A 21,501-nucleotide genomic window follows, 5' to 3' on the forward strand; every position below is an offset into this window, starting at 1 on the left:
TACCATCTAAATATCGTTTCACCGCTTGGATTTTTTCTTTTGAAGAAAATTTAGCCATAAAAAATGCACCTCCAATTGTTAGACTGTGTCTAACAATTGGGGTGCACTTCAATTTAGTGAAACGGCTTTTTTTGATGAAATCTATAAGCTGAAGAATGAATATTTGCTGATAATAAAGTTTGTTAATTTTTCTGGCTTTTCCTCAATGTAAACACCTAATTGTTGAAAAGTGTTATGTTTAGAATTAAGTCGGGATCTCTAAAGGTCACGTACATTCCAGACAATCTCACCACGTTCGTCATCCCACGTACTGTGATGACGCTTAAATCCTATCTTTTCTAGTACCCGGAGGGAAGCGATATTCCAAGCACCTACAGTCGACCAAAGTCTTTGGCGCCCAGTAGCAATCGCCGCGTCCAGTACAACAGATGCCGCCTCAGTCGCATAACCTTTACCATGAGCGCTGCGGAACAACTCGTATGCAATCTCCGGCTCTTCAAGTGTGGAACGACCGATAATCAAGCCGCAGTATCCGATGAAATCGCCTTCGTCTCTTCTTCGAATAGTGAGAAGGGAAATGCCATTTTCATCTGCCTTCTTACGCATCTCAATAAGCCGGTTACGAACGGAGTCGAGGGTCGGCATGTCCACACCACGTTCGCCAATTAATTTCCTCATCCAAACTGAATCGGATTCCTCCCACATACTCAGGTCAAGTCGTTCGGTTTTTAGCTGGAACTCCATAGTTTTAAATAAAGATGGCATAGTGGAACCTCCTAATTATGTCACTTAACTCATAATAGCTTCGCACCGCATCATGTTGAACCAATCGTTGATTCGCGAATTTATTTTCTTAACTCCCGCGAGAGTTTATAGCAACAGTATACAATAGTATTATTTTATGCATAAGCAATTCCTTTGCAAAATAGACCCTTTTCTCAAACTTTTCTTTCATTCTAAAGCCGTCCCGTTAAATACACAGGCTCCTACTATTTCTAAATGCATAAAATGGTAAGCGAAAGTATGGGGGGATACGATGTATAATTCAAATTATTATGATTGTTATAGGCAAAATGATAAGTTGATTAGTGATATTGAAAAAGCTATAAATGGAGAGTATAGCGCCATAAGCTGCTATGCAAAATTAGCGAATATGGCTCCAAATCAAGTAGAACAAAAACAAATTCTTGAAATTCGTAATGATGAAATAAAGCATTTCCACAACTTTGTACAAATTTATACGAACTTAACTGGCAGGCAGCCGAAACCACAAATTACTGAAGACTGCCCAAATACGTATTTACAAGGATTAGAGTTCGCTATACAAGATGAACAAAAAACAGTAGATTTTTATTTGGAAATTTCAGATGAGACATCCGATGTACATTTGAAAGAGTTGTTACGGAGAATAGCTGCGGATGAACAAAATCATGCAGTATGGTTTTTATATTATTTTGTAAAGTCGAAGTGAGCATTAAGAATGAACGGCTAATGTGGTGCATATATTAAAAATTATTTTAAAACGCAGTGTAACAATTGAATGAAATATTTAAATGTAAGCAAAAGGAAACCGTTTCGCTAGTAGTGGAGCGGTTTTTTATGATGTACATATGTATCGACAAAATATAGTAATTACATTTCATATATAATGTATGAAAATGAATAAGTTAGGAGCAAGCATATGAAAAGAGGGATTTTTGTAGATATTCCAAATGAATACAGCAATGTACTTTGGAAAGTGTTAAACCCAATTGATATTACTGAATTTGATTGGCGAGTGAGGGATGAGGAGTCCTACTTAATAGCACGTGGTGAATTGGATGAGGCATTATTTCCAGAAGAACCAAGTGTAGTGGAAGGGTTAGCATTGAAAAAGTTAGTTAAAGACAACATATATTATCTTATTTTTGCAGATTTAAAAGCATATCCTAAAGGAGAAAAAACGATAGATATTGAAACATTTGAAGAATTTAAGGAGAGTAAGTGTGAAGTAGTCGTATTAGTAGCGGATGGTGAGTATATACAAATTTATGCGAAAAACCAAGAAGAGATTGAAATGATGTATGAAAACGCAGTGAATCAAGGATTTTATGTAGAATATATTACAGATGAAAATGATGGAAGGACTCGTTTGTCAGTATGGTAGCAATTTGAAAGGGGAAAGGCAATATGGAGAGCAATATAAGTAAAGAATATACAATTCGAATTGCTACTGAAAATGAAAGTGATAGTATTATCCTTTTATTAAAAGAAGTAGCACAATGGCTACAATATAAAGAAGTGGATCAGTGGCAGTATCTTTTAGGAGAGGAAGCTACGGCTGAAATACTAGAATGTATAAGAGAGAAATATACGTATATTGTTATGAAAGAAGATGAAATAGTTGGTACGATTACAGTTTCTCCTAAACAAAATGAATGGGATGAACATATTTTTGGTAAAGAGGAAGTTTCTAATTCATTATATATTCATAGATTTGCGGTGAAACGGAAGTATAAGGGGAACGGAATAGGAGAGAGGGTTTTACAGTGGATAGACGAGAATGTACAATGTGATAAAGAGTATTTGAAGTTAGATTGCGTTGGACATAATCGTACGCTGAATGATTTTTATAAAAGAAGTGGTTTTGAGTATGTTGGGAGTACAGATGGACTTAGTAAATTTCAAAAGAGAAGGGGCAAGTGAATGAATCAAATTCATACTGATTTAGTTAAAAGATTGATAGGGGAACAATTTCCTAAATGGGCACATTTAGAAGTGAAGCCTGTAAAGTTTAGTGGGCATGATAATAGAACGTTTCATCTAGGGGATGAGATGAGTGTAAGATTGCCAAGTGACGCGGCATATGCGCCGCAAGTAGAGAAAGAAAATAAGTGGCTACCTATATTAAGTAAGGAGCTTTCTTTACCGATTTCTGCACCAATTGCGAAAGGAAATCCATCTGAAGAGTATCCATGGCCTTGGTCTATTAATAAGTGGATAGAAGGAGATACTATTACGAAACAAAATGTCCGTGACCTAAATGAATTTGCGGCGGACTTAGGATCATTTTTAGTGGAATTGCAGGCTATTGATGCGAGTAATGGCCCAATAGCTGGAGCGCATAATTTTTACCGAGGTGGGCTTATATCTGTATATGCTGAAGAGGCGAGAGTTGCTATTGAAAATAATAAGGATGTTTTTGACGAGGCATTATTAAAGCACCTTTGGAATGTAGCACTTAGTTCAACATGGGACCGTAAGCCAGTTTGGGTTCATGGGGATGTTGCACCTGGAAACTTACTTGTTAAGGACGGAAAGCTTTGTGCCGTAATTGATTTTGGTATTTTAGGAGTAGGGGATCCGGCTTGTGATGCAGCGATGGCGTGGACGTTTTTTGATGAAAATAGTAGAAATGTATTTAATGAAGTATTACGCATGGATGAAGAAACGTGGAATAGAGCGAGAGGATGGGCACTTTGGAAGGCGTTAATTACATATGATGCGAATAGGGATAGTAATGAAAAAGTAGCAGAAGAATCGTATCGTATCATTCAAGTGATTGTGGATGATTATGAGAGGTAGTAGAAAAAGCCTATTTTAAAATAGGCTTTTTTTATATGATGAAATAGTAGAAATGGAAAGAAGGAATCCAACATGATTATACAGAATATTTAGATAATAGGGGGTGTCGAATTTTGAGTGAAATTGAATTAAAGAGTAATGTAATTAAGACAGGGCAAGAGAAGGGAATTATTCTTCGGTTTATACTTGCTAGTCTCGTTGGAGTGTTTATGTTTTTCGTTCCTGTTACGATAAACGGTGCATCGTCTATTATGATTGATCATATCGTATCGTGGATTAGGGCTTCGGTTCCTGGCATAGTACCTTATTATGCATTATTTGTTATGGCAATTGGTGCGATTTATCCATTTTATACGAAGAAATGGAATGCATCTATCGTAGACATTTGTTTTTCTATTTTAAAAGTAGTTGGCGTTGTATTTGGCATATTATATTGTTTAAAAGTAGGACCAGCTTGGTTCTTTGCGCCAGATGTTGGACCGTTTTTATATGAGAAGCTAGTCATATCAGTAAGTTTGCTCGTTCCAATTGGCTCGGCGTTTTTAGCGTTATTAGTCGGATATGGATTGCTTGAATTTATCGGTACATTTTGTCGTCCGATTATGAGGCCATTATGGAATACGCCGGGGAGATCGGCAATCGACGCAGTTGCGTCCTTCGTTGGAAGTTATTCGCTTGCTCTCCTTATTACGAATCGCGTGTATAAAGAAGGAAAGTATACGACAAAAGAAGCGGCGATTATCGCTACAGGATTTTCTACAGTATCCGCTACATTTATGATCATCATCGCAAAAACATTAGATATTATGCATTTATGGAATGTTTATTTTTGGACTACGCTTGTTGTAACATTCATCGTGACTGCTATCACCGTAAGAATCCCGCCCCTCAGTAGAAAACCAGATACATATGTAACAGAAGAAGGGTTCCCAGAGCCTGTTTATAAAGAAAAAATGTTAGAACGTGCTTGGGAAGATGCGTTAGAAGTATCAAAGTCTGCACCGAGCATTATGAAAAATATTGCATTAAATTTAAAAGACGGATTTATTATGACGATGGGAATTTTACCATCCATTATGTCAGTAGGATTAATTGGTATCGTCTTAGCGAAGTTTACGCCAATATTTGATTGGATCAGTTATATTTTCTATCCGTTTACATGGCTATTACAATTACCAGAAGCAGACTTAGCCGCTAAAGCCGCATCAGTTGGTATTGCAGAAATGTTTTTACCGTCATTATTAGTAGTAAGTGCACCAATTGTGACAAAGTTTGTTATTGCAGTTGTTTCCGTATCATCTATTTTGTTTTTCTCCGCTTCCATTCCTTGTATATTATCAACAGATATTCCGTTAAAAGTATCTGAACTTATTATTTTATATGTGCAGAGAACGATTTTAACGTTACTTATTATTACGCCGATTGCTTATTTATTGCTTTAAAGTTTTAATAAGATAAAGTTATAAAAAAGAAGCCGTCTGTAAAAAGAGGGCTTCTTTTGTTTAAAAGCGGGATATTCTTATTTATTTTTCGTATATGACGTAACGCTTCTTAAGAAGATTCCTAGTCCCGCAAAAAAGAACCCTAAGCATAATAAGCTGCCTGGCGTTCCCCAAGTAATTTGATCTAGCATTTTTTATCCCCTCCCGTTTATCATTATATAGAATTTATTGGAAATTACCAATAAATTCTTTTTTAAGGGTTACTGATGAGTCTTCCTACCTTATACGAGAAGAATATATTTGAAAAGAATTCTTCGCTCTATATTTTTATATTATTATTATAATACGTTTTTGTTCTTATGATATAGTAACAACAAAGGGGGCTTAAAAATGGAAATTATTCACGAAAGAGCAAAGTTGCGGTTAATGGATAATACTGATGTCGAAACTTTGTTTTCGATTGTAGAAGGAAATCGGGATATTTGGGCGTATTTAATCTCTAAAATGGATAGTGTGCAAGATATGCAACAATACGTTCAAAAAGCGATAAAGGGTTACGGAAGAGGTACTCAAATACCTTTCATAGTCGTAGATCAACAGTCGAATAAGATTGTAGGAAGTACACGTTTATATAATATTTCAGTAGAAGATAAGACAGTTGAGTTAGGGCAAACGTGGTATCATCCGAGTGTACAACGTACGAGTATAAATACAGAGTGTAAGTATATGCTTCTCCAGTATGCTTTTGAAAAACTGCATATGCTGAGAGTGCAAATTAAGACGGATGCAAGAAATGAAAAAGCACAACGAGCAATTGAAAGATTAGGCGCAGTAAAAGAAGGTGTGCTTAGAAATGAAAGAAAATTACCGAATGGTTATGTGAGAGATGCGGTGGTGTACAGTATTATCTCGAGTGAATGGCCAGGCGTAAAAGAACAATTGTTAGAAAAATTAGAGTTATATAAAGAAAAGTTATAATTCGTGTTTTGAAAGGTATATTGTTCGTGAGACATGAAAAATATACCTTTTTTCTTACAAAATGCTACTTTATTTTAATTCCTTTTGTTTCATCGTTCCCTTCTGAGAAAAAATTCGTTACAATGTAGTTGTATGGTAATAAACTTATGAATTTAAAAAATGTAATGAAAACCGCAAATGAAAATGAATTGATAATCCTCAATTTTAAATGAAAACCCTTTTATACATAAATAACAAGTAAAGTTCCTTCTTTTAAATAAACTCAAACAAAACGATTTGATATAAATGTTTTTTATAGAAGTATGGATGATGTACGGAGGCAATTACAAATGAAAGAAAATAAGAAGAGTAAGAAAAGACGAATCTTTCAAGTATTTTTACTAATGATTTGTTCTGCTATTTTATATGTAAGTTATGCAGCTTACGATATTTGGAGTTATCGTTTTAAAGCAAATGATGACGTGAAAACGGATGCTGGTATCGTACTAGGAGCAGCTTCGTGGAACGGAAAACCATCTCCTGTATTTAAAGAAAGAATTAATCATGCGATTTCTTTATATAAGAATGGAAATATCAAAAAGATTATTTTTACAGGTGGTACAAAGTTCGAGGCAGAACTTGAGGAAGCACGTACTGCAAGAGTATATGCAATGAAACAAGGTGTAAAAGAGGAAGATATTTTAATTGAAACTAAATCCCTTTTCACTGAAGAAAATTTAAAAAATGCGAAGCAAGTTGGAATAGAGAACGGAATACGCACATACACGATTGTAAGTGATCCACTTCATATGAAACGCGCAATGAGAATTGCAAAACATATTAATATTGAAGCGTATGCTTCACCAACGCCGACATCAGCATATAAAACGTTAGACACAGAAATTCCATTCTTCTTTAAAGAATTATTCTCGTATATTGGATATGTAACCTCTTTGCCATTAAAGGCATTGAAAGGAGATTAACATAAGAAAAGAACCTATCCTTAAATAGGAACTTTTCTTATTAGTCAAAAACATTGTATTTTTATCGGAATAGTGAAACAATAGAGAGGTAGCTTCATATAATCATAATGAAAAAGTGAGCGGTTGATGAATCGAACATAAAGGAGATTATAGTATGGCACTCTCATTTGTTGAAACAGAAGAACAATCTTTCATTATTGCACAAATAAATAAATTGATTCCGAAGTTCATGGAAAGGGAGCATCAGCTAAGTGAATTGGGATCATTTCCGTATGAAAATATAAATGATTTGAAAGATATCGGATATACGAAATTAACGTTACCGAAGGAATTTGGTGGTAGTGCGATTTCTTTATATGACTTTGTTTTATTTCAAGAGAAAATCGCGGAAGGCTGCGGAGCTACTGCATTATCGATTGGCTGGCATCTTGGCATTGTGAAAGAGCTAGCGGAAAATCGCTCTTGGAATGATGAGATGTTCAAATGGTTTTGCGAAGAAGTACGTAATGGTGCGCTCTTTAACAGGGCAGCAACAGAACCGAAAACAGGGAGTCCGACGCGTGGCGGCAAACCAGAAACAATAGCGGTTCAACAAGGCGAGAAGTGGGTTATAAATGGAAGAAAAACTTTTACAACGATGGCACCAGTACTTGATTATTTTATTATTTCAGCAAGTATGGAAGGCCAAGAAGAAGTTGGTGAGTTTGTTATTCCAAGAAATACACCCGGTGTATCTATTGAAGAAACGTGGGATAGCGTTGCAATGCGAGGGACTGCTAGCCACGACCTTGTCTTACAAAATGTAGAGATAGAAAGTCGCTTTTTTACAGATATAAAAGGCGGGAAAGTAAAACAAAAGGGTGTTGGCTGGTTGCTACATATACCAGCATGTTATTTAGGAATTGCACAATCAGCAAGAAATTATGCAGTTCAATTTGCGGAATCATACAAGCCAAACAGTTTAAACCATTCTATTAGTTTATTGCCGAATGTTAGAAGATTAGTTGGAGAATTAGAACTCGAGCTTATGCAAGCTCGCGTCTTTTTATATCAAATTGCGAAAAAGTACGATGAGGCAGAAGATAAACTATCACTGCAAGCAGAATTAGCAGCCGTGAAATATGCTGTAACAAATGCGGCGATATCTATAGTGGATAAATCGATGCGCATCGTAGGAGCAAAAAGTTTATCAGAAAAAAATCCGCTCCATCGTTACTATTTAAACGTCAGAGCAGGACTGCATAATCCACCGATGGATGATGCAACATTGTCTATGCTGGCGGATGCGGCGTTTCGGTCGTAGTTTTTAAATTTTACATTTTATTGTTTATGGATATTATAGTTGTTTTGAAAGCACGGGTTTGATTAGTAATCAAACCCGTGCTTTTTATGTGAATGAAGTACTTAGTTGAGATGTAGGTTTTTAATATAAATGATTATCATGGTTTTGTGATTGTTTCTTGTTGAAAAATTCTTATTGTAATGCCAGTTTGGAGGCTGTATAAACATTTTTCGTATTTAATCCCAAATTAATGGTCTTTCTAAGTTTACCATTCGTAAATATTGTAAAAATTGACCTGCATGGACCGCATCATGATAGGCAATTCGTAATAGCATATCGCCTAAATATCGTTGATAGCCAACATCGCTTCTATCAATAAGTCTTGAATCTAGATCGGCTATGCTTATTGATTGAACATATTCTATGAAGTCAGTAAAGTATGATTGTGCCAATTCAATTTCTTTTTTTACACAAGTAATCGGCTCGTCATCATACGGGATACGTATGTCGTTTATTGAACCGTTGTTTTTTATAATCATATGGTAGTAAAAAGTTGAACTCCATACATGACGAATCATCTCACCAAAAGACATAGCCTCAGGATCAGGCTTCCAATTAAGAAAATTATTAGGAAGAGAATTCCATAATTTTTCTGAGCGCCTTCTCGTTTCTTTCAAATTTAATATACTAAGATCAATTGCATTCATAATACATTCTCCTTTACTATTAAACTTAAAATAATTGTATCAATTTAATAGTTAGGGTATCATCGAAATATGAATGTATATCCGAATATCTCATATATAGCTAAACTAATTGCTGAACCTACAAGAGCAATCATATTAGATTGTCTAATGAATAATCAGGCACTACCTGCTAGTGAATTGGCTTATATGGCAAAAGTGTCACATCCAACAATTAGTTCGCATCTTTCTAAATTAGTAGAAGGGAATTTACTTACAGTTGAACAACATGGTAGACATCGTTACTATCGACTTGCTAATCAAGAAGTTGCAGAAGTGCTTGAAAAGTTAGGGACAATCGCACCAACAGTTCAAGTTCGTTCTTTAAAACAATCAGGTCAACTAAAACAAATTCGTTATGCTCGAACTTGTTATGATCATCTTGCAGGCAAACTCGGTGTAGAGATAACTGAAAAATTACTAGATAGGCAATTTATAATTTTAGAGGATGGAGAATACATTGTAACGGAACAAGGTAAGCAATGGTTTCTGAATTTTGGAATAAATGTTGATGAGGCAGATACAAAAAGGAGGGTATTTGCAAAACCTTGCCTTGATTGGAGTGAACGACGCTACCATATTGCCGGTTGGTTAGGATCTGCAATAGCAAAACTATTTTTTGAACAGGAATGGATTACAAAAACGGATAAGAATCGGGCTGTCCATCTTACAAAGAAAGGTGTAAAGTTATTGGAAGATCAATTAGGCATTGATATGAAAACTGAGGAAAGGAAAGCTTGAAATTAGAAAAGTCCGTCAAAATGACGGGTTTTTTCATTATGGTAGGAGTGTACATGAATAATAGGATGTTACCAATAATTGTTGCCAATAAAAAAATCTTTCTTTTCATTCTTCTTTTTTAAGTTTTAAAGGAGAAAGCTAGGCTTCTTATTTTTACTAATGTTATAATAAGAAAAAAGCACGAAAAGAGGTCATCTCATGCTAGAGGTTATTGCAACATGTTTAGAAGATGTAAAACGAATTGAAAGCGCTGGCGGGAAGCGGATTGAATTAATTTCATCTTATACAGAAGGTGGTTTAACACCGAGTTATGCTTTTATAAAAAAAGCGGTAGAAGCGGTAAGTATACCAATTCATGTTATGATTCGTCCGCATGCGAAGTCTTTTACATATACGGAAGAAGAAATTGAAATGATGAAAGAAGATATTATAGTTGCACAGAAGTTAGGAGCAGCTGGTGTAGTATTAGGCGTATTAAATGAACGAAATGAAGTGGATGAAGAGAAATTAGCGGACTTACTATCTGTTGTAGATGGAATAAATGTAACGTACCACCGTGCGATAGATGATATAGAAAATCCAGTAGAAGCGATGAGAACTTTAAAGAAGTTTCATAAAGTGACTCACGTTTTAACTTCAGGTGGACAAGGAAATATAGTAGAGAATATTCCGGTGCTTACAGAAATGCAAAAGGTAAGCGATGGTCAAATTCAGCTTGTAGCTGGAGCTGGCGTGACGAAAGAAAATATAAAGCGATTGCTAGATGAAACTGGAATTACGCAGGCGCACGTCGGTACAGCGGTAAGAGAAGGAAAATCATGTTTTTCTGAAATAGATCCTAATTTAGTACAAGAATTAGTTGAAATAATAAAATAAGTGCTTAAGAAAGAGGAGAAACGATGAAGGAAAATACGAAGAAAGAATTATTCTCATGGGCTAAAACGATAGGGTTTACCCTTGTATTAATTGCTATTATTCGCGGTGTTTTATTTACACCTTCTTTAGTACAAGGTGAATCGATGATGCCCACTTTAGAAAATAACGAACGAGTTCTCGTGAATAAGATTGGTTATAGTATAAGTGGATTAGATCGCTTTGATATTATCGTCTTCCACGGAAAAGAAGGTTACGATTTAGTAAAACGAGTAATTGGTTTGCCAGGCGATACAGTTGAGTATAAAAATGATGTTTTATATGTAAACGGAAAAGCGATGGAAGAACCATATTTAAAACAGTTTAAAGAAAAAGCAGTAGGCCGTGTATTAACTCCAGACTTTACGTTAGAACAAATCACAGGGAAAACGAAAGTGCCAGAAGGCCAAGTATTTGTTTTAGGGGATAATCGTGAAGTTTCTAAGGATGGTCGCATGTTTGGCTTTATTTCAGAAGATGAAATTGTTGGAAAAGGACAAGCTGTTTTCTGGCCGTTGAAACAAGTAAGAGCGTTATAAAGTGTAGTGAAGTATGGGAGAGATATTCTTCCATGCTTTTTTATTTGCTTAAAATCTATTGATTGAATTGAAAGAATATTTTATAATTTTAAATTATATGTTTGTTTCGAAAAACGGAATTTAAGTTCCGTTTTTCGGAACGAAAGGGAGATAGAATGAGTATAAATAAAACGGCAGTTAAGACAATGGATATTTTAGAGTTGTTTTATGAGCATGAAGAGCTAAGTTTAACTGAGATGGTTCAGCTTACAAATATGCCGAAAACATCTGTTTATCGTTTAATTGGCTCGTTAGAAGAGATGGCGTTTTTACAAAAAAACGAAAAGGGGAAATATCGTTTAGGGGTCGTATTTTTACGGTTCGGTCAACTTGTTTCACACCGATTATCAGTAAGAAATATAGCAATTCCTTATATGAAAGAACTTAGAGATAGTTTAGGACAGGCAGTTAATTTAATAATTCAAGATGGTAATGACGCAATTTATGTTGAAAAGATGGAAGGTGTTCAGCCAGTACGCGTGTATACGGCAGTTGGAAGAAGAGCACCGCTTTATGCTGGTGCATGTCCAAGAATTTTACTATCGTATTTCTCTGAGGAAGAGAAACGGAGATACATAGAGGAAGTGGATTTAAAACAGTTTGCAGATGGAACAATCGTGGATAAGGAACAATTGTTAGAAGTGTTGCAAATGACAAAAAAGGAAGGCTACACAATTAGTTATTCTGAGTTAGAAAATCATACAGCCGCGATAGCAGCACCCATTTTCGCGAGCGATGGAACGGTTGTAGCAGGCATTAGTATTTCAGGATTAGCAATTGAGTACAGCGAAAGTAACATTTCATATTTTATTGCGAAGGTGAAAGAAACAGCGCATCGCATTTCGAAAGAACTCGGCTTTTTGGCATAGAAAGAGGGAGTAGGATGAAATTTTCTGCGTTAGGGGATCAAGCAATTATTGTTACATTTGGTGAAGCAATTAAGATGGATATATATGAGAAAGTACAGCGGTTATTTCAAGCACTGCAGCAACATCCGTTTGCAGGAATGATTGAGTGTGTTCCATCGTTTACTTCATTAGCTGTTTACTACAATGTATACGAAGTATGGAAGAGAAATGAGAGAAGTGAAAGGTCATATGATTACGTTCGCCAGTATATAAAGGAGCTGTGTGATTCTTATAAAGAAGAAGTAAAACAGGATGTGAAACATATTTCTATACCAGTGTGCTACGGGGAAGAATATGGACCTGATTTAGAAGAGGTCGCGCATTATCACGGTTTACAAGTAGAAGATGTGATTCGAATACATAGTGAAACTACATATTTTGTATATATGCTTGGTTTTACACCAGGGTTCCCGTATTTAGGAGGATTATCAAAAGAATTAGAAACACCTAGAAAAGAAACACCACGGTTACAAATCTCTCCTGGTTCAGTAGGTATTGGGGGAAATCAAACAGGTATATATCCGCTTGAAACACCGGGAGGATGGAATATTATCGGCCGAACTCCTATTTCATTATTTAATCCGGAAGAAGAAATACCAACATATATTCAAAGTGGTATGTATTTACGATTTATTCCAATAACGAAGGAAGAGTACGTATCACTTGAGGGGGTTAAAGAATGGATGTAGAAGTTTTGCATGCGGGAATGTTTACAACAGTCCAAGATTTAGGGCGATCTCATTATCAACAATACGGTGTGCCAGTTGGCGGGGCGATGGATCAAAGTGCACTTCGGATGATCAATATGTTAGTTGGTAATGAAGAGAATGAAGCGGGACTCGAAATGACGATTATGGGACCTAAATTGTTAATAAAGAAAACGACTTTACTTGCGATTGGCGGAGCAGACATGGAACCGTTGTTAAATGGAGAACGTATCCCATTATGGCGTCCCATTTTAGCGGAAGAAGGTAGTATGCTTTGTTTTGGAAAAGTGAAAAGTGGTTGTAGAGCGTATGTGACTTTTGCGGGTGGTATACATATTGAGCGTACAATGGGAAGCAAAAGTACGTACATACGTGCTGCGATTGGTGGTATAGAAGGAAGAATGCTGAAAAAAGGAGATTGTTTTCAAATTGGTACGTACTCAGAAATGGCGAATCGTTTCATTCAAGACTTACAAAAAGATGAGCGAATAAAAACGAAATGGGTAATTAGCAACAGCGTACTACCAAAGTATAAGAAACATCCTAAGCTTCGTGTCATAGCTGACTTTGAATACGATCAATTTACAGAAGAAAGTAGAAAGGCATTTTTTACGAAAGAGTATAAGGTATCTAATTATGCTGACCGTATGGGCTATAGGGTTGAGGGAGAAGTTTTAAATAGGATTGAAGAAAAAGAGATTTTATCGAGTCCTGTTACATTTGGAACCATTCAAGTTCCTAATGGCGGACAGCCGATTATATTAATGGCAGATAGGCAAACGACAGGTGGCTATCCGAGAATGGGAAATATCATTTCAGTAGATTTACCTCTTCTTGCCCAGCTAAAGCCGGGGGACTATGTTTCTTTTGAGAAAATTACGCTTGAAGAAGCGGAACAATTGTACATAGAACAAGAAGTAAATATGAATCTATTAAAGAAATTCATCGCTTTACGAAGCTGGAATTAGGAGGAATACATTGTGACTACAATCGATTTAAACTGTGATTTAGGAGAAAGTTTTGGAGCTTATAAAATGGGGAATGATGATGAAATTCTTCCGTTCGTTTCCTCTATAAACGTTGCTTGCGGTTTTCATGCGGGTGATCCGTCTATTATGCGTCAAACTGTTGAAAAAGCTTTGGAGTATAACGTAGCAATAGGGGCGCATCCTGGATTTCCTGATTTAATTGGATTTGGTAGAAGAAACATGAATGTTTCAGCAAGTGAAGTATACGATTATGTTTTATATCAAATCGGCGCATTAGACGGGTTTGTAAAAGTGGCTGGCGGGAAGATGCATCATGTAAAGCCGCACGGTGCCTTATATAATATGGCGGCGTCTAATCCGGAAATTGCAGATGCAATCGCAAAGGCAATTTATCATATAAATCCAAGTCTATTACTTTACGGATTAGCAAATAGCGAGGCGTTTATACAGGCTGCAGAAAAATACAATGTAACTCTCGTACAAGAGGCTTTTGCGGATCGTACGTATAAGCAAGATGGTACATTAACGAGCCGTACAGAAGAAAATGCGCTTATAAAAGATGAAGACGAAGCGATAAAGCAAGTACTTCAAATGGTGAAAGAAGGCCATGTAAATTCGATCAATGGAGAGAAAGTAGCAGTTCAGGCGCAAACGATTTGTTTACACGGTGATGGGGAAAAAGCAGTGCAATTTGCAGAAAGAATATACAGAACATTCGGACATGATGGTATTTCTATATGTGCACCGAAATAAAAAATGAGGGGAAGTGTTGGAATTGGTGAAATTAATCGGGATATTATTAGTGGCAGTGGGCTTTTTATTTAGATTAAATACACTTTTAGTAGTTATGGTTGCAGGTATTGTTACTGGTATGGTTTCAGGATTAAGTTTTTATGATGTGATCAGCATGTTCGGTAAATTTTTCATAGAAAATAGATATATATCTATGCCAATTATATTAACTTTACCGGTAATCGGAATTTTAGAGCGTTACGGTTTAAAAGAAAGAGCCGAAGCACTTATAACGAAATCAAAAGGAGCAACAACTGGAAGGGTATTAATGTCATATTTTACGATAAGAGAATCATCAGCAGCACTAGGGCTTAATATTGGTGGGCATGCGCAAACAGTAAGGCCGCTCGTTGCACCGATGGCAGAAGGGGCTGCGCAAGGTAAATACGGTAAACTTCCTGAAAAATTAAGAGAAAAGATTAAAGCAAACGCAGCTGCTGCGGAAAATACAGCTTGGTTTTTCGGAGAAGATATTTTCATCGCAACTGGTGCTATTTTATTAATGAAAGGATTCTTCGATTCAGTAGGTATGCATGTCGGTGTATGGGATATGGCACTTTGGGGCATTCCGACAGCAATATCTGCACTTATTGTAAGCTGGATTAGATTTAGAAGGTTTGATAAATATATAGAGAAAACAATGAAGGCAGAAGGAAAAGAAGAGAAGGAGGCAATCTAATATGAACATCATCACAATGGATACAATCTATTATGTATTAGGGATAATTGTTGCTTTTATCGCTGTTCGTATCGCATTCGATCGTGAACATCCAAACAGATTCGGTTCTAGTTTATTTTGGGCATTGTTTGCAGTTACATTTTTATTTGGAAATGTAATTCCTTCGTTTTACGTTGGCTGTATCGTGCTCGCTATGGTCGTTTTAGCCTCGCTAAATAAAGTGACAAAATCAGAGGAAAAAGAAGTTCCAGTACAAGAACGTGTAAAACATGCTGAGAAATTAAAAAATAAAATTTTTATGCCTGCACTATTAATTCCTATTTTTACAATTATCGGTACGTTGACGTTAGGGAAAATTAAATGGGGAAATGTCTCTCTTGTTGATCCAGATAAAGTAACTTTAGTTGCATTAGCGCTTGGTGCATTACTCGCATTTGTCGCGGCGATGCGTATTACAAAATCGAAAATAACAACGCCTGTTCAAGAAGGAAGCAGACTATTACAAGCTGTCGGCTGGGCTGTTATTTTACCACAAATGTTAGCGGCACTTGGCGGTATTTTCGCGAAGTCGGGCGTTGGACAAGTCGTTTCTGATTTAGTCGGACAAGTGTTACCGACAGAGTATCCGTTCGTTGCTGTTATGGCGTACTGTTTAGGCATGATGCTATTTACAGTCGTAATGGGAAATGCATTCGCAGCGTTTGCTGTTATTACTGGCGGAATTGGCTTACCTTTAATAGTTCAAATGCACGGCGGAAACCCAGCAATTATGGCAGCACTCGGTATGTTTGCTGGATATTGCGGAACACTGCTTACGCCAATGGCAGCAAACTTTAATATCGTACCTGCGATGCTTTTAGAGCTAAAGGATAAAAATGCGGTTATTAAAGCGCAAGTACCAATTGCTCTTTCAATTTTTATCATAAATATGTTTATTATGTACGGCCTTGTATATCGTTTTTAATTAGGAGGATAAAACTATGAAAACAGTATTATTAACAGGGTTTGATCCGTTTGGCGGAGAAAATATCAATCCAGCTTGGGAAGTAGCAAAAGGTTTGCATGAAAAAACAATTGGAGAATACAAGATAATAAGCAAACAAATACCAACTGTATTTCATAAATCAATAAGCGTATTAAAAGAGTATATAGAAGAACTAGGGCCGGAAATTACTATATGTATCGGACAAGCTGGGGGCAGACCAGATATTACGATAGAACGTGTCGCAATTAATATTGATGATGCAAGAATTGCTGATAATGAAGGGAATCAGCCAGTAGATGTACCGGTTGTAGAAGAAGGAGCGATTGCGTATTGGTCTACACTTCCGATGAAAGCAATCGTAAAAAAACTTCGCGAAGAGGGCATACCGTCATCTGTTTCACAGACGGCAGGCACATTCGTTTGTAATCACTTATTCTATGGACTTATGCATGAACTAGAGAAACATGATAAGAAAATAAAAGGCGGATTCATTCATATTCCGTTTTTACCAGAACAAGCGAGTAACTATCCAGGGCAACCGAGTATGTCACTTTCTACTATTCGTAAAGGGATAGAATTGGCAATCGAAGTAACGATGACAGTTGAAGTAGATATTGTAGAGGTTGGCGGCGCAACGCATTAAGTAAAATGAATTGTACAACACCTCCTGTAAACAACTGGTATAATAAGAATAGGAAAATACATAGAGGTGATTTTTGTGCAACAATTTGAAGAGGTACGTTCAATTTTAGAAAAAGAGAAGAAAATTACAGTATTAACAGGCGCTGGTGCAAGTACGGAAAGTGGTATCCCAGATTTTCGTTCAGCAAATGGATTGTATGCTGATGCGAATGTGGAGATGTACTTATCAAGAGGGTACTATAACCGAAGTCCGAAAGAATTTTGGAAGCATTATAAAGAAATCTTTCAAATTAATACGTTCCATCAATATAAACCAAATCGTGGACATCGTTTTTTAGCTGAGCTAGAAGAACAAGGGAAAGATATTACGATTTTAACGCAAAATATTGACGGTTTACATCAATTAGGTGGTAGTAAACATGTCATTGATTTACATGGAACGCTTCAAACAGCACATTGTCCGAAGTGTAAAGCGGGATATGATTTACAGTATATGATTGATCATGAAGTGCCACGCTGCGAGAAGTGTAATTTCATTTTAAACCCAGACGTTGTGTTATACGGAGATACATTGCCACAATATCAAAATGCGATAACACGTTTATATGAAACAGATGTACTTATCGTTTTAGGAACGTCATTAAAAGTACAACCTGTCGCTTCATTCCCGGAAATCGCAAAGAGAGAAGTAGGGGCAACAACTATTTTAGTAAATGAAGAGTTAACAGGACAAGAATATAACTTTGACTTTGTTTTTCAAAATAAGATTGGTGAGTTTGTTGAAGGGTTATCTTCAATGAAATAAGTTAACGAAAAAACTGAGGTATCTACCTCAGTTTTTTATTTGGGTAATCGCTGTATTAAGCAACATGAAAACAGGTCGATAATGTAGTAACCACATCTCTATAATTTATAAAAAAGGTTTTAGTCGGCAAAATAGCAGAATAGGAAGAAATGTTTTCTTTAACCAATAAACAATCGTCATAAAGTAAGCTAATATGTAGCTGTTGTAAAGGTTCTATTTCGTTTTGCTTTAAGTATAAAACTAAATCGTTAAAAAGTTGTTGCCCATATTCATCTACAGAACGTTCTAATGAAAGTTGACCTACTATGCTAGTCCACCATACTTGAAAACTACATACTAATTCTTTAAAAGAGTCTTCATTACATAATTGGGTGTTAAAAAGCTTCTCATAGAAGATATGGTTTTCTTCATGAAAAATTTGTAAATCATATCTGTCGTTAGCAGTTTGCTTACGAAGAGTCAGCCATAATTCTTTGAAATTTGTTTTAAAGTCAGTGGAGAAATGTAATGTTTTTGTTATGTAAGGAAAACGAAAATTTTCTTTTTTTCCTTTTTGATTGAGATAAATATTTTGAATGTAGATCATAAAGTTTAAACAATGTGGCGTTTTAGTATGTATGATAAACGAATCTGTCATTTTCGTTCTCTCCTTAAGTAATGTCTTTTATGAATTTATTTCTTTAGTATACAAAGAAATGTAAACTAATGGTATAAAAATAAATTTGCTCCATTTTTCTTTTAGAATAATATTCATTTTATTGTGCATTAAGGGAATGGTAATAAATAGGGTATAAAAATAAAAAACTGAAAATTAAATCTTTTATTTCTTTTATAATTAATATAAAATTCTATATATATCATATAAATAAATTTGATACATAATGACTTTGCGTAGAAATGTTAATAGAATGAAGCGAGGGAGCGAAATGAGACAGAAAAAGGAGCAGAAAAAACTATCGAAAAAGAAAAAGACTCATATTCCATTTCGGTTAAATGTACTATTTTTTATTGTCTTTCTTTTATTTTCAGCTATTATAATTCAATTAGGTAAAGTACAAATCATTGATGGAGAAACGTATAGAAATGAAGTAAATAAAAAGGAAGATGTAACGGTAAGCACTCCCGTTCCTAGAGGGAAAATGTTTGATCGGCAAGGTCACGTTATTGTAAATAATAAACCATTGCGAACCGTTACATATACGAAAATGAGAGGAGTAGACTCGAAAGAAGTTTTACAAGTAGCAAGAGGTTTAGCTAAGCTAATTGAAATGTCGCAAGAGGACATAGACAAGTTAACAGAAACAGATAAAAAGGATTTTTGGATGCAGTTAAATGAAAAGCGGGCAGCAGCGAAAGTAACGAAAGAAGATGAGAGTAAATTTAGAAAGCAGGAGATAGAAGGGAAAGAATTAGATAAAAAAGTTGAAGAGTTACGTAGGGAAAGAATTACACAAGAAGAATTAAGTGAACTTTCAAAAGAAGACCTAGAAGTACTAGCCATTAAAAGCAAAATGAATGCGGGATATAAAATGACGCCGCAAATCGTTAAAAAAGATGTAAGTCAAAATGAATATGCTGTCGTTAGTGAAAGGTTGGCAAGTTTACCGGGGGTAGATACAACAGTAGATTGGGAACGTGAATACCCAAATGATAAAATACTGCGCTCTATACTAGGTAGCGTTTCTAATGAAAATGAAGGGTTGCCAAGAGAACAATTAGATTATTATTTAGTTCGTGATTATAATCGAAACGACCGTATTGGTAAAAGTTACATCGAAAAACAATACGAAGATGCACTACACGGAACGAAAGAACAGTCTAAAAATATTATGGATAAAGCAGGGAAGATTGTTCGCACAGAAAAAGTGACTGAAGGAAAAAGTGGAAATAACTTGATGTTAACAGTCGATATGGATTTACAGAAAAGAGTAGAGGGAAGTCTTGAAAAGAATTTACGAGCCTTTCATGCTGCAGAGCCGATGATGGATCGTGCGTTCGTAGTAATGATGAATCCGAAAAACGGTCAAATTTTATCAATGGCAGGAAAGAAAATTGTAAATAAAGATGGCGGTATGCAAATAGAAGATTATGCATTAGGAACGATGACAAGTTCTTATGAGTTAGGGTCAACTGTAAAAGGTGCTACTTTATTAACTGGATATCAAACAGAAGCGATTAAGCCGTATACACATTTCTTTGATGCACCAATGTATTTTAAAGGAAGTTCTAAGCCGAAGAAATCGTGGAAAGAATTTGGGGATATTGATGATTTAAGAGCTTTGCAAGTGTCATCGAACGTTTATATGTTTAATACGGCTTTAAAAATGGCAGGCATTAATTATGTCCCAAACAATCCATTAGATATTAAACAAGAAACATTTAATAAAATGCGCTACTATTTTAGACAATTTGGCCTAGGTGTGTCGACTGGTATTGACTTGCCAAATGAATCAATTGGTCAAGTAGGTAGAACTGATAACATACCTGGATTTTTACTTGATTACGCGATTGGACAGTATGATACATATACGCCGCTTCAGCTTGCGCAATATATTTCAACCATTGCAAATGGCGGTTACCGAATGAAGCCACAAATTGTACAAGAAGTGAGAGAGCAACCGAATAGACCAGAGGATGTAGGAAAAGTCGTTCGGTCGATTGAACCAGTTGTATTAAATAGAGTGGATATGGACACTTCGTACATTAATCATGTAAAAGAAGGATTTAGAAGAGTTTTTCAAGAAGCTGACGGAACAGGTACCGGAACGTTTAAAGGTCTACCATATAAACCAGCGGGAAAAACAGGAACAGCTGAGACAGTATATGGTGGAGAAAGTGATATTGGAAGAGATGAGAACAACAACCGAAAAAAATGTTATAATTTAACTCTTGCCGGTTATGCACCATATGATGCTGATCCGGAAGTAGCTTTTTCAGTTGTTGTACCATGGGTGAATGATGATAAATCAGGAATTAATTCTGCGATTGGTAAAGAGATTTTGGATGCGTATTTTGAATTAAAAACAAATAGATCAAATACAAATTCAATTCCAGTAGAACAACCGAACAAGGCACAGTAAAAATAGTATCACTGCATGGAAACATATTGTGCAGTGATATATTTTTTGAGTTAAAAAGCGCTTTATAAGGTGGGAATGGATATGAAAAAGGAGATTAAGAGAGGCTGGGGAAAGTACATACTATTTATATTGGTGATAGTCATAGGCTACCATTCTTTTACTTTATGTAAGGTGGAAGGGGAATCGATGCAGCCGACTTTATATGAAGAAGACTACGTATTTGTAAATAAAGCAGTAGTACGTCTTTCTAATTTACAACACGGAGAAATTGTCATTATAAAGGAAGCGGATGAATCGAAATATTATGTGAAACGTGTAATAGGGCTTCCTGGTGATGTAATTAACATAACGAACGGAAAGGTATATGTGAACGATAAAAAGCAAGAAGAACCATATACAAACAAAGATTTATTTAACAACACACAAGTGTTTTATAACTTTCAAAAGACAAAAATTCCGCCAAATAAGTTATTTGTAATGGGAGATAACCGCGAAGTAAGTAGAGATAGTCGAAATGGCTTAGGATATATTGAAGAAGATAACATAATTGGCAAGGTGGAATTTGTATATTATCCTTTTTCAAAAATGAAAATAATAGAATAAGTGGGAGAGGAGCAAAACCCCACTTATTAAAGTTTCACTTTATTTTCTTTAAAAAACCTTTTGGATTAAATGATATGAAAAATTTATGTTTAGACTCGTCGATACTTGA

24 protein-coding genes and 1 pseudogene are annotated in these 21,501 nt (G+C 35.7%); 21 read left to right on the plus strand and 4 right to left on the minus strand.

The window, feature by feature from the left end:
• Positions 1–258: 258 nt before the first annotated feature.
• Positions 259–765, minus strand: coding sequence for a GNAT family N-acetyltransferase (locus ACS2CR_RS14735; protein WP_001139531.1), 507 nt, complete (start codon positions 763–765; stop codon positions 259–261).
• A gap of 271 nt (positions 766–1,036) precedes the next feature.
• On the opposite strand from ACS2CR_RS14735, the gene ACS2CR_RS14740 reads away from it, so the two are divergent.
• From ACS2CR_RS14740 to ACS2CR_RS14775, 8 genes are all read left to right on the plus strand, one after another.
• Positions 1,037–1,471, plus strand: a complete 435-nt coding sequence (locus ACS2CR_RS14740; protein WP_000282817.1) for a ferritin-like domain-containing protein — start codon at positions 1,037–1,039, stop codon at positions 1,469–1,471.
• 210 nt (positions 1,472–1,681) lie between these two features.
• On the plus strand, positions 1,682–2,146 hold the full coding sequence (locus ACS2CR_RS14745) for a DUF2691 family protein (protein WP_053512485.1): 465 nt from the start codon (positions 1,682–1,684) through the stop codon (positions 2,144–2,146).
• 23 nt (positions 2,147–2,169) lie between these two features.
• The gene (locus ACS2CR_RS14750; protein ID WP_053512486.1) at positions 2,170–2,685 is read left to right on the plus strand and encodes a GNAT family N-acetyltransferase; all 516 of its coding nucleotides are present in this window, start codon (positions 2,170–2,172) and stop codon (positions 2,683–2,685) included.
• The gene (locus ACS2CR_RS14755; RefSeq protein WP_001071799.1) at positions 2,686–3,564 is read left to right on the plus strand and encodes an aminoglycoside phosphotransferase family protein; all 879 of its coding nucleotides are present in this window, start codon (positions 2,686–2,688) and stop codon (positions 3,562–3,564) included.
• A gap of 113 nt (positions 3,565–3,677) precedes the next feature.
• Positions 3,678–5,006 carry a YjiH family protein gene (locus tag ACS2CR_RS14760; protein ID WP_001289412.1) on the plus strand — a complete coding sequence of 443 codons (1,329 nt, stop codon included), beginning with the start codon at positions 3,678–3,680 and terminating at the stop codon, positions 5,004–5,006.
• A 390-nt stretch (positions 5,007–5,396) separates the two neighbouring features.
• Positions 5,397–5,984, plus strand: a complete 588-nt coding sequence (locus ACS2CR_RS14765) for a GNAT family N-acetyltransferase (protein WP_000402585.1) — start codon at positions 5,397–5,399, stop codon at positions 5,982–5,984.
• Positions 5,985–6,313: 329 nt separating this feature from the next.
• A complete protein-coding gene (locus ACS2CR_RS14770; protein ID WP_000662216.1) occupies positions 6,314–6,946 on the plus strand; it encodes a YdcF family protein in 633 nt (210 codons plus the stop codon).
• Positions 6,947–7,100: 154 nt separating this feature from the next.
• The gene (locus tag ACS2CR_RS14775) at positions 7,101–8,249 is read left to right on the plus strand and encodes an acyl-CoA dehydrogenase family protein (RefSeq protein ID WP_001218345.1); all 1,149 of its coding nucleotides are present in this window, start codon (positions 7,101–7,103) and stop codon (positions 8,247–8,249) included.
• Positions 8,250–8,464: 215 nt separating this feature from the next.
• On the opposite strand, the gene ACS2CR_RS14780 is transcribed toward ACS2CR_RS14775, so the two are convergent.
• On the minus strand, positions 8,465–8,935 hold the full coding sequence (locus ACS2CR_RS14780; RefSeq protein WP_000991282.1) for a DinB family protein: 471 nt from the start codon (positions 8,933–8,935) through the stop codon (positions 8,465–8,467).
• Between the two features lie 69 nt (positions 8,936–9,004).
• Between ACS2CR_RS14780 and ACS2CR_RS14785 the strand changes: the two genes are divergently transcribed.
• The 11 genes from ACS2CR_RS14785 to ACS2CR_RS14835 all read left to right on the plus strand — a co-directional run bounded on the left by ACS2CR_RS14785 (position 9,005) and on the right by ACS2CR_RS14835 (position 17,709).
• On the plus strand, positions 9,005–9,712 hold the full coding sequence (locus ACS2CR_RS14785) for an ArsR/SmtB family transcription factor (RefSeq protein ID WP_016110261.1): 708 nt from the start codon (positions 9,005–9,007) through the stop codon (positions 9,710–9,712).
• Positions 9,713–9,910: 198 nt separating this feature from the next.
• Positions 9,911–10,588, plus strand: coding sequence for a copper homeostasis protein CutC (locus ACS2CR_RS14790; RefSeq protein WP_000895111.1), 678 nt, complete (start codon positions 9,911–9,913; stop codon positions 10,586–10,588).
• A 23-nt stretch (positions 10,589–10,611) separates the two neighbouring features.
• Complete coding sequence (lepB, locus tag ACS2CR_RS14795; protein WP_000662490.1) at positions 10,612–11,163, plus strand: signal peptidase I; 552 nt, start codon at positions 10,612–10,614, stop codon at positions 11,161–11,163.
• Positions 11,164–11,318: 155 nt separating this feature from the next.
• Positions 11,319–12,071, plus strand: coding sequence for an IclR family transcriptional regulator (locus ACS2CR_RS14800; protein ID WP_053512487.1), 753 nt, complete (start codon positions 11,319–11,321; stop codon positions 12,069–12,071).
• Positions 12,072–12,085: 14 nt separating this feature from the next.
• The gene (gene pxpB, locus ACS2CR_RS14805; RefSeq protein WP_053512488.1) at positions 12,086–12,799 is read left to right on the plus strand and encodes a 5-oxoprolinase subunit PxpB; all 714 of its coding nucleotides are present in this window, start codon (positions 12,086–12,088) and stop codon (positions 12,797–12,799) included.
• Positions 12,790–13,785 (plus strand): biotin-dependent carboxyltransferase family protein, encoded by a 996-nt coding sequence (locus tag ACS2CR_RS14810; RefSeq protein WP_016110257.1) that lies wholly within the window; start codon positions 12,790–12,792, stop codon positions 13,783–13,785. The genes pxpB and ACS2CR_RS14810 overlap by 10 nt, the downstream gene beginning before the upstream one ends.
• Before the next feature lie 12 nt (positions 13,786–13,797).
• Complete coding sequence (pxpA, locus tag ACS2CR_RS14815) at positions 13,798–14,559, plus strand: 5-oxoprolinase subunit PxpA (RefSeq protein ID WP_016110256.1); 762 nt, start codon at positions 13,798–13,800, stop codon at positions 14,557–14,559.
• Between the two features lie 22 nt (positions 14,560–14,581).
• Positions 14,582–15,277, plus strand: a complete 696-nt coding sequence (locus ACS2CR_RS14820) for a DUF969 domain-containing protein (RefSeq protein WP_053512489.1) — start codon at positions 14,582–14,584, stop codon at positions 15,275–15,277.
• 1 nt (position 15,278) lies between these two features.
• Positions 15,279–16,241, plus strand: a complete 963-nt coding sequence (locus ACS2CR_RS14825) for a DUF979 domain-containing protein (RefSeq protein WP_001021658.1) — start codon at positions 15,279–15,281, stop codon at positions 16,239–16,241.
• Positions 16,242–16,257: 16 nt separating this feature from the next.
• On the plus strand, positions 16,258–16,905 hold the full coding sequence (gene pcp, locus ACS2CR_RS14830; RefSeq protein WP_053512490.1) for a pyroglutamyl-peptidase I: 648 nt from the start codon (positions 16,258–16,260) through the stop codon (positions 16,903–16,905).
• A gap of 75 nt (positions 16,906–16,980) precedes the next feature.
• The gene (locus tag ACS2CR_RS14835; RefSeq protein ID WP_053512491.1) at positions 16,981–17,709 is read left to right on the plus strand and encodes an NAD-dependent protein deacylase; all 729 of its coding nucleotides are present in this window, start codon (positions 16,981–16,983) and stop codon (positions 17,707–17,709) included.
• 55 nt (positions 17,710–17,764) lie between these two features.
• On the opposite strand, the gene ACS2CR_RS14840 is transcribed toward ACS2CR_RS14835, so the two are convergent.
• On the minus strand, positions 17,765–18,346 hold the full coding sequence (locus ACS2CR_RS14840) for a hypothetical protein (protein ID WP_016110254.1): 582 nt from the start codon (positions 18,344–18,346) through the stop codon (positions 17,765–17,767).
• A gap of 289 nt (positions 18,347–18,635) precedes the next feature.
• Between ACS2CR_RS14840 and ACS2CR_RS14845 the strand changes: the two genes are divergently transcribed.
• A complete protein-coding gene (locus tag ACS2CR_RS14845) occupies positions 18,636–20,789 on the plus strand; it encodes a peptidoglycan D,D-transpeptidase FtsI family protein (RefSeq protein ID WP_001249185.1) in 2,154 nt (717 codons plus the stop codon).
• 81 nt (positions 20,790–20,870) lie between these two features.
• On the plus strand, positions 20,871–21,392 hold the full coding sequence (gene lepB / locus ACS2CR_RS14850) for a signal peptidase I (protein WP_001986493.1): 522 nt from the start codon (positions 20,871–20,873) through the stop codon (positions 21,390–21,392).
• Between the two features lie 34 nt (positions 21,393–21,426).
• On the opposite strand, the pseudogene ACS2CR_RS14855 reads toward lepB (ACS2CR_RS14850), so the two are convergent.
• A pseudogene (locus ACS2CR_RS14855) lies at positions 21,427–21,495 on the minus strand (cephalosporin hydroxylase); the annotation flags it as partial.
• Positions 21,496–21,501: the final 6 nt, after the last annotated feature.

The sequence above is a fragment of the Bacillus cereus group sp. BceL291 genome, from assembly GCF_051776705.1.
Lineage (GTDB): Bacteria > Bacillota > Bacilli > Bacillales > Bacillaceae_G > Bacillus_A > Bacillus_A cereus.

Coding starts and splice junctions, on each gene's coding strand:
- ACS2CR_RS14735 (WP_001139531.1), bottom strand. CDS start 765: ATGCCATCTTTATTTAAAACTATGGAGTTCCAGCTAAAAACCGAACGA.
- ACS2CR_RS14740 (WP_000282817.1), top strand. CDS start 1,037: ATGTATAATTCAAATTATTATGATTGTTATAGGCAAAATGATAAGTTG.
- ACS2CR_RS14745 (WP_053512485.1), top strand. CDS start 1,682: ATGAAAAGAGGGATTTTTGTAGATATTCCAAATGAATACAGCAATGTA.
- ACS2CR_RS14750 (WP_053512486.1), top strand. CDS start 2,170: ATGGAGAGCAATATAAGTAAAGAATATACAATTCGAATTGCTACTGAA.
- ACS2CR_RS14755 (WP_001071799.1), top strand. CDS start 2,686: ATGAATCAAATTCATACTGATTTAGTTAAAAGATTGATAGGGGAACAA.
- ACS2CR_RS14765 (WP_000402585.1), top strand. CDS start 5,397: ATGGAAATTATTCACGAAAGAGCAAAGTTGCGGTTAATGGATAATACT.
- ACS2CR_RS14770 (WP_000662216.1), top strand. CDS start 6,314: ATGAAAGAAAATAAGAAGAGTAAGAAAAGACGAATCTTTCAAGTATTT.
- ACS2CR_RS14775 (WP_001218345.1), top strand. CDS start 7,101: ATGGCACTCTCATTTGTTGAAACAGAAGAACAATCTTTCATTATTGCA.
- ACS2CR_RS14780 (WP_000991282.1), bottom strand. CDS start 8,935: ATGAATGCAATTGATCTTAGTATATTAAATTTGAAAGAAACGAGAAGG.
- ACS2CR_RS14785 (WP_016110261.1), top strand. CDS start 9,005: ATGAATGTATATCCGAATATCTCATATATAGCTAAACTAATTGCTGAA.
- ACS2CR_RS14790 (WP_000895111.1), top strand. CDS start 9,911: ATGCTAGAGGTTATTGCAACATGTTTAGAAGATGTAAAACGAATTGAA.
- lepB (WP_000662490.1), top strand. CDS start 10,612: ATGAAGGAAAATACGAAGAAAGAATTATTCTCATGGGCTAAAACGATA.
- ACS2CR_RS14800 (WP_053512487.1), top strand. CDS start 11,319: ATGAGTATAAATAAAACGGCAGTTAAGACAATGGATATTTTAGAGTTG.
- pxpB (WP_053512488.1), top strand. CDS start 12,086: ATGAAATTTTCTGCGTTAGGGGATCAAGCAATTATTGTTACATTTGGT.
- ACS2CR_RS14810 (WP_016110257.1), top strand. CDS start 12,790: ATGGATGTAGAAGTTTTGCATGCGGGAATGTTTACAACAGTCCAAGAT.
- ACS2CR_RS14825 (WP_001021658.1), top strand. CDS start 15,279: ATGAACATCATCACAATGGATACAATCTATTATGTATTAGGGATAATT.
- pcp (WP_053512490.1), top strand. CDS start 16,258: ATGAAAACAGTATTATTAACAGGGTTTGATCCGTTTGGCGGAGAAAAT.
- ACS2CR_RS14840 (WP_016110254.1), bottom strand. CDS start 18,346: ATGACAGATTCGTTTATCATACATACTAAAACGCCACATTGTTTAAAC.
- ACS2CR_RS14845 (WP_001249185.1), top strand. CDS start 18,636: ATGAGACAGAAAAAGGAGCAGAAAAAACTATCGAAAAAGAAAAAGACT.
- lepB (WP_001986493.1), top strand. CDS start 20,871: ATGAAAAAGGAGATTAAGAGAGGCTGGGGAAAGTACATACTATTTATA.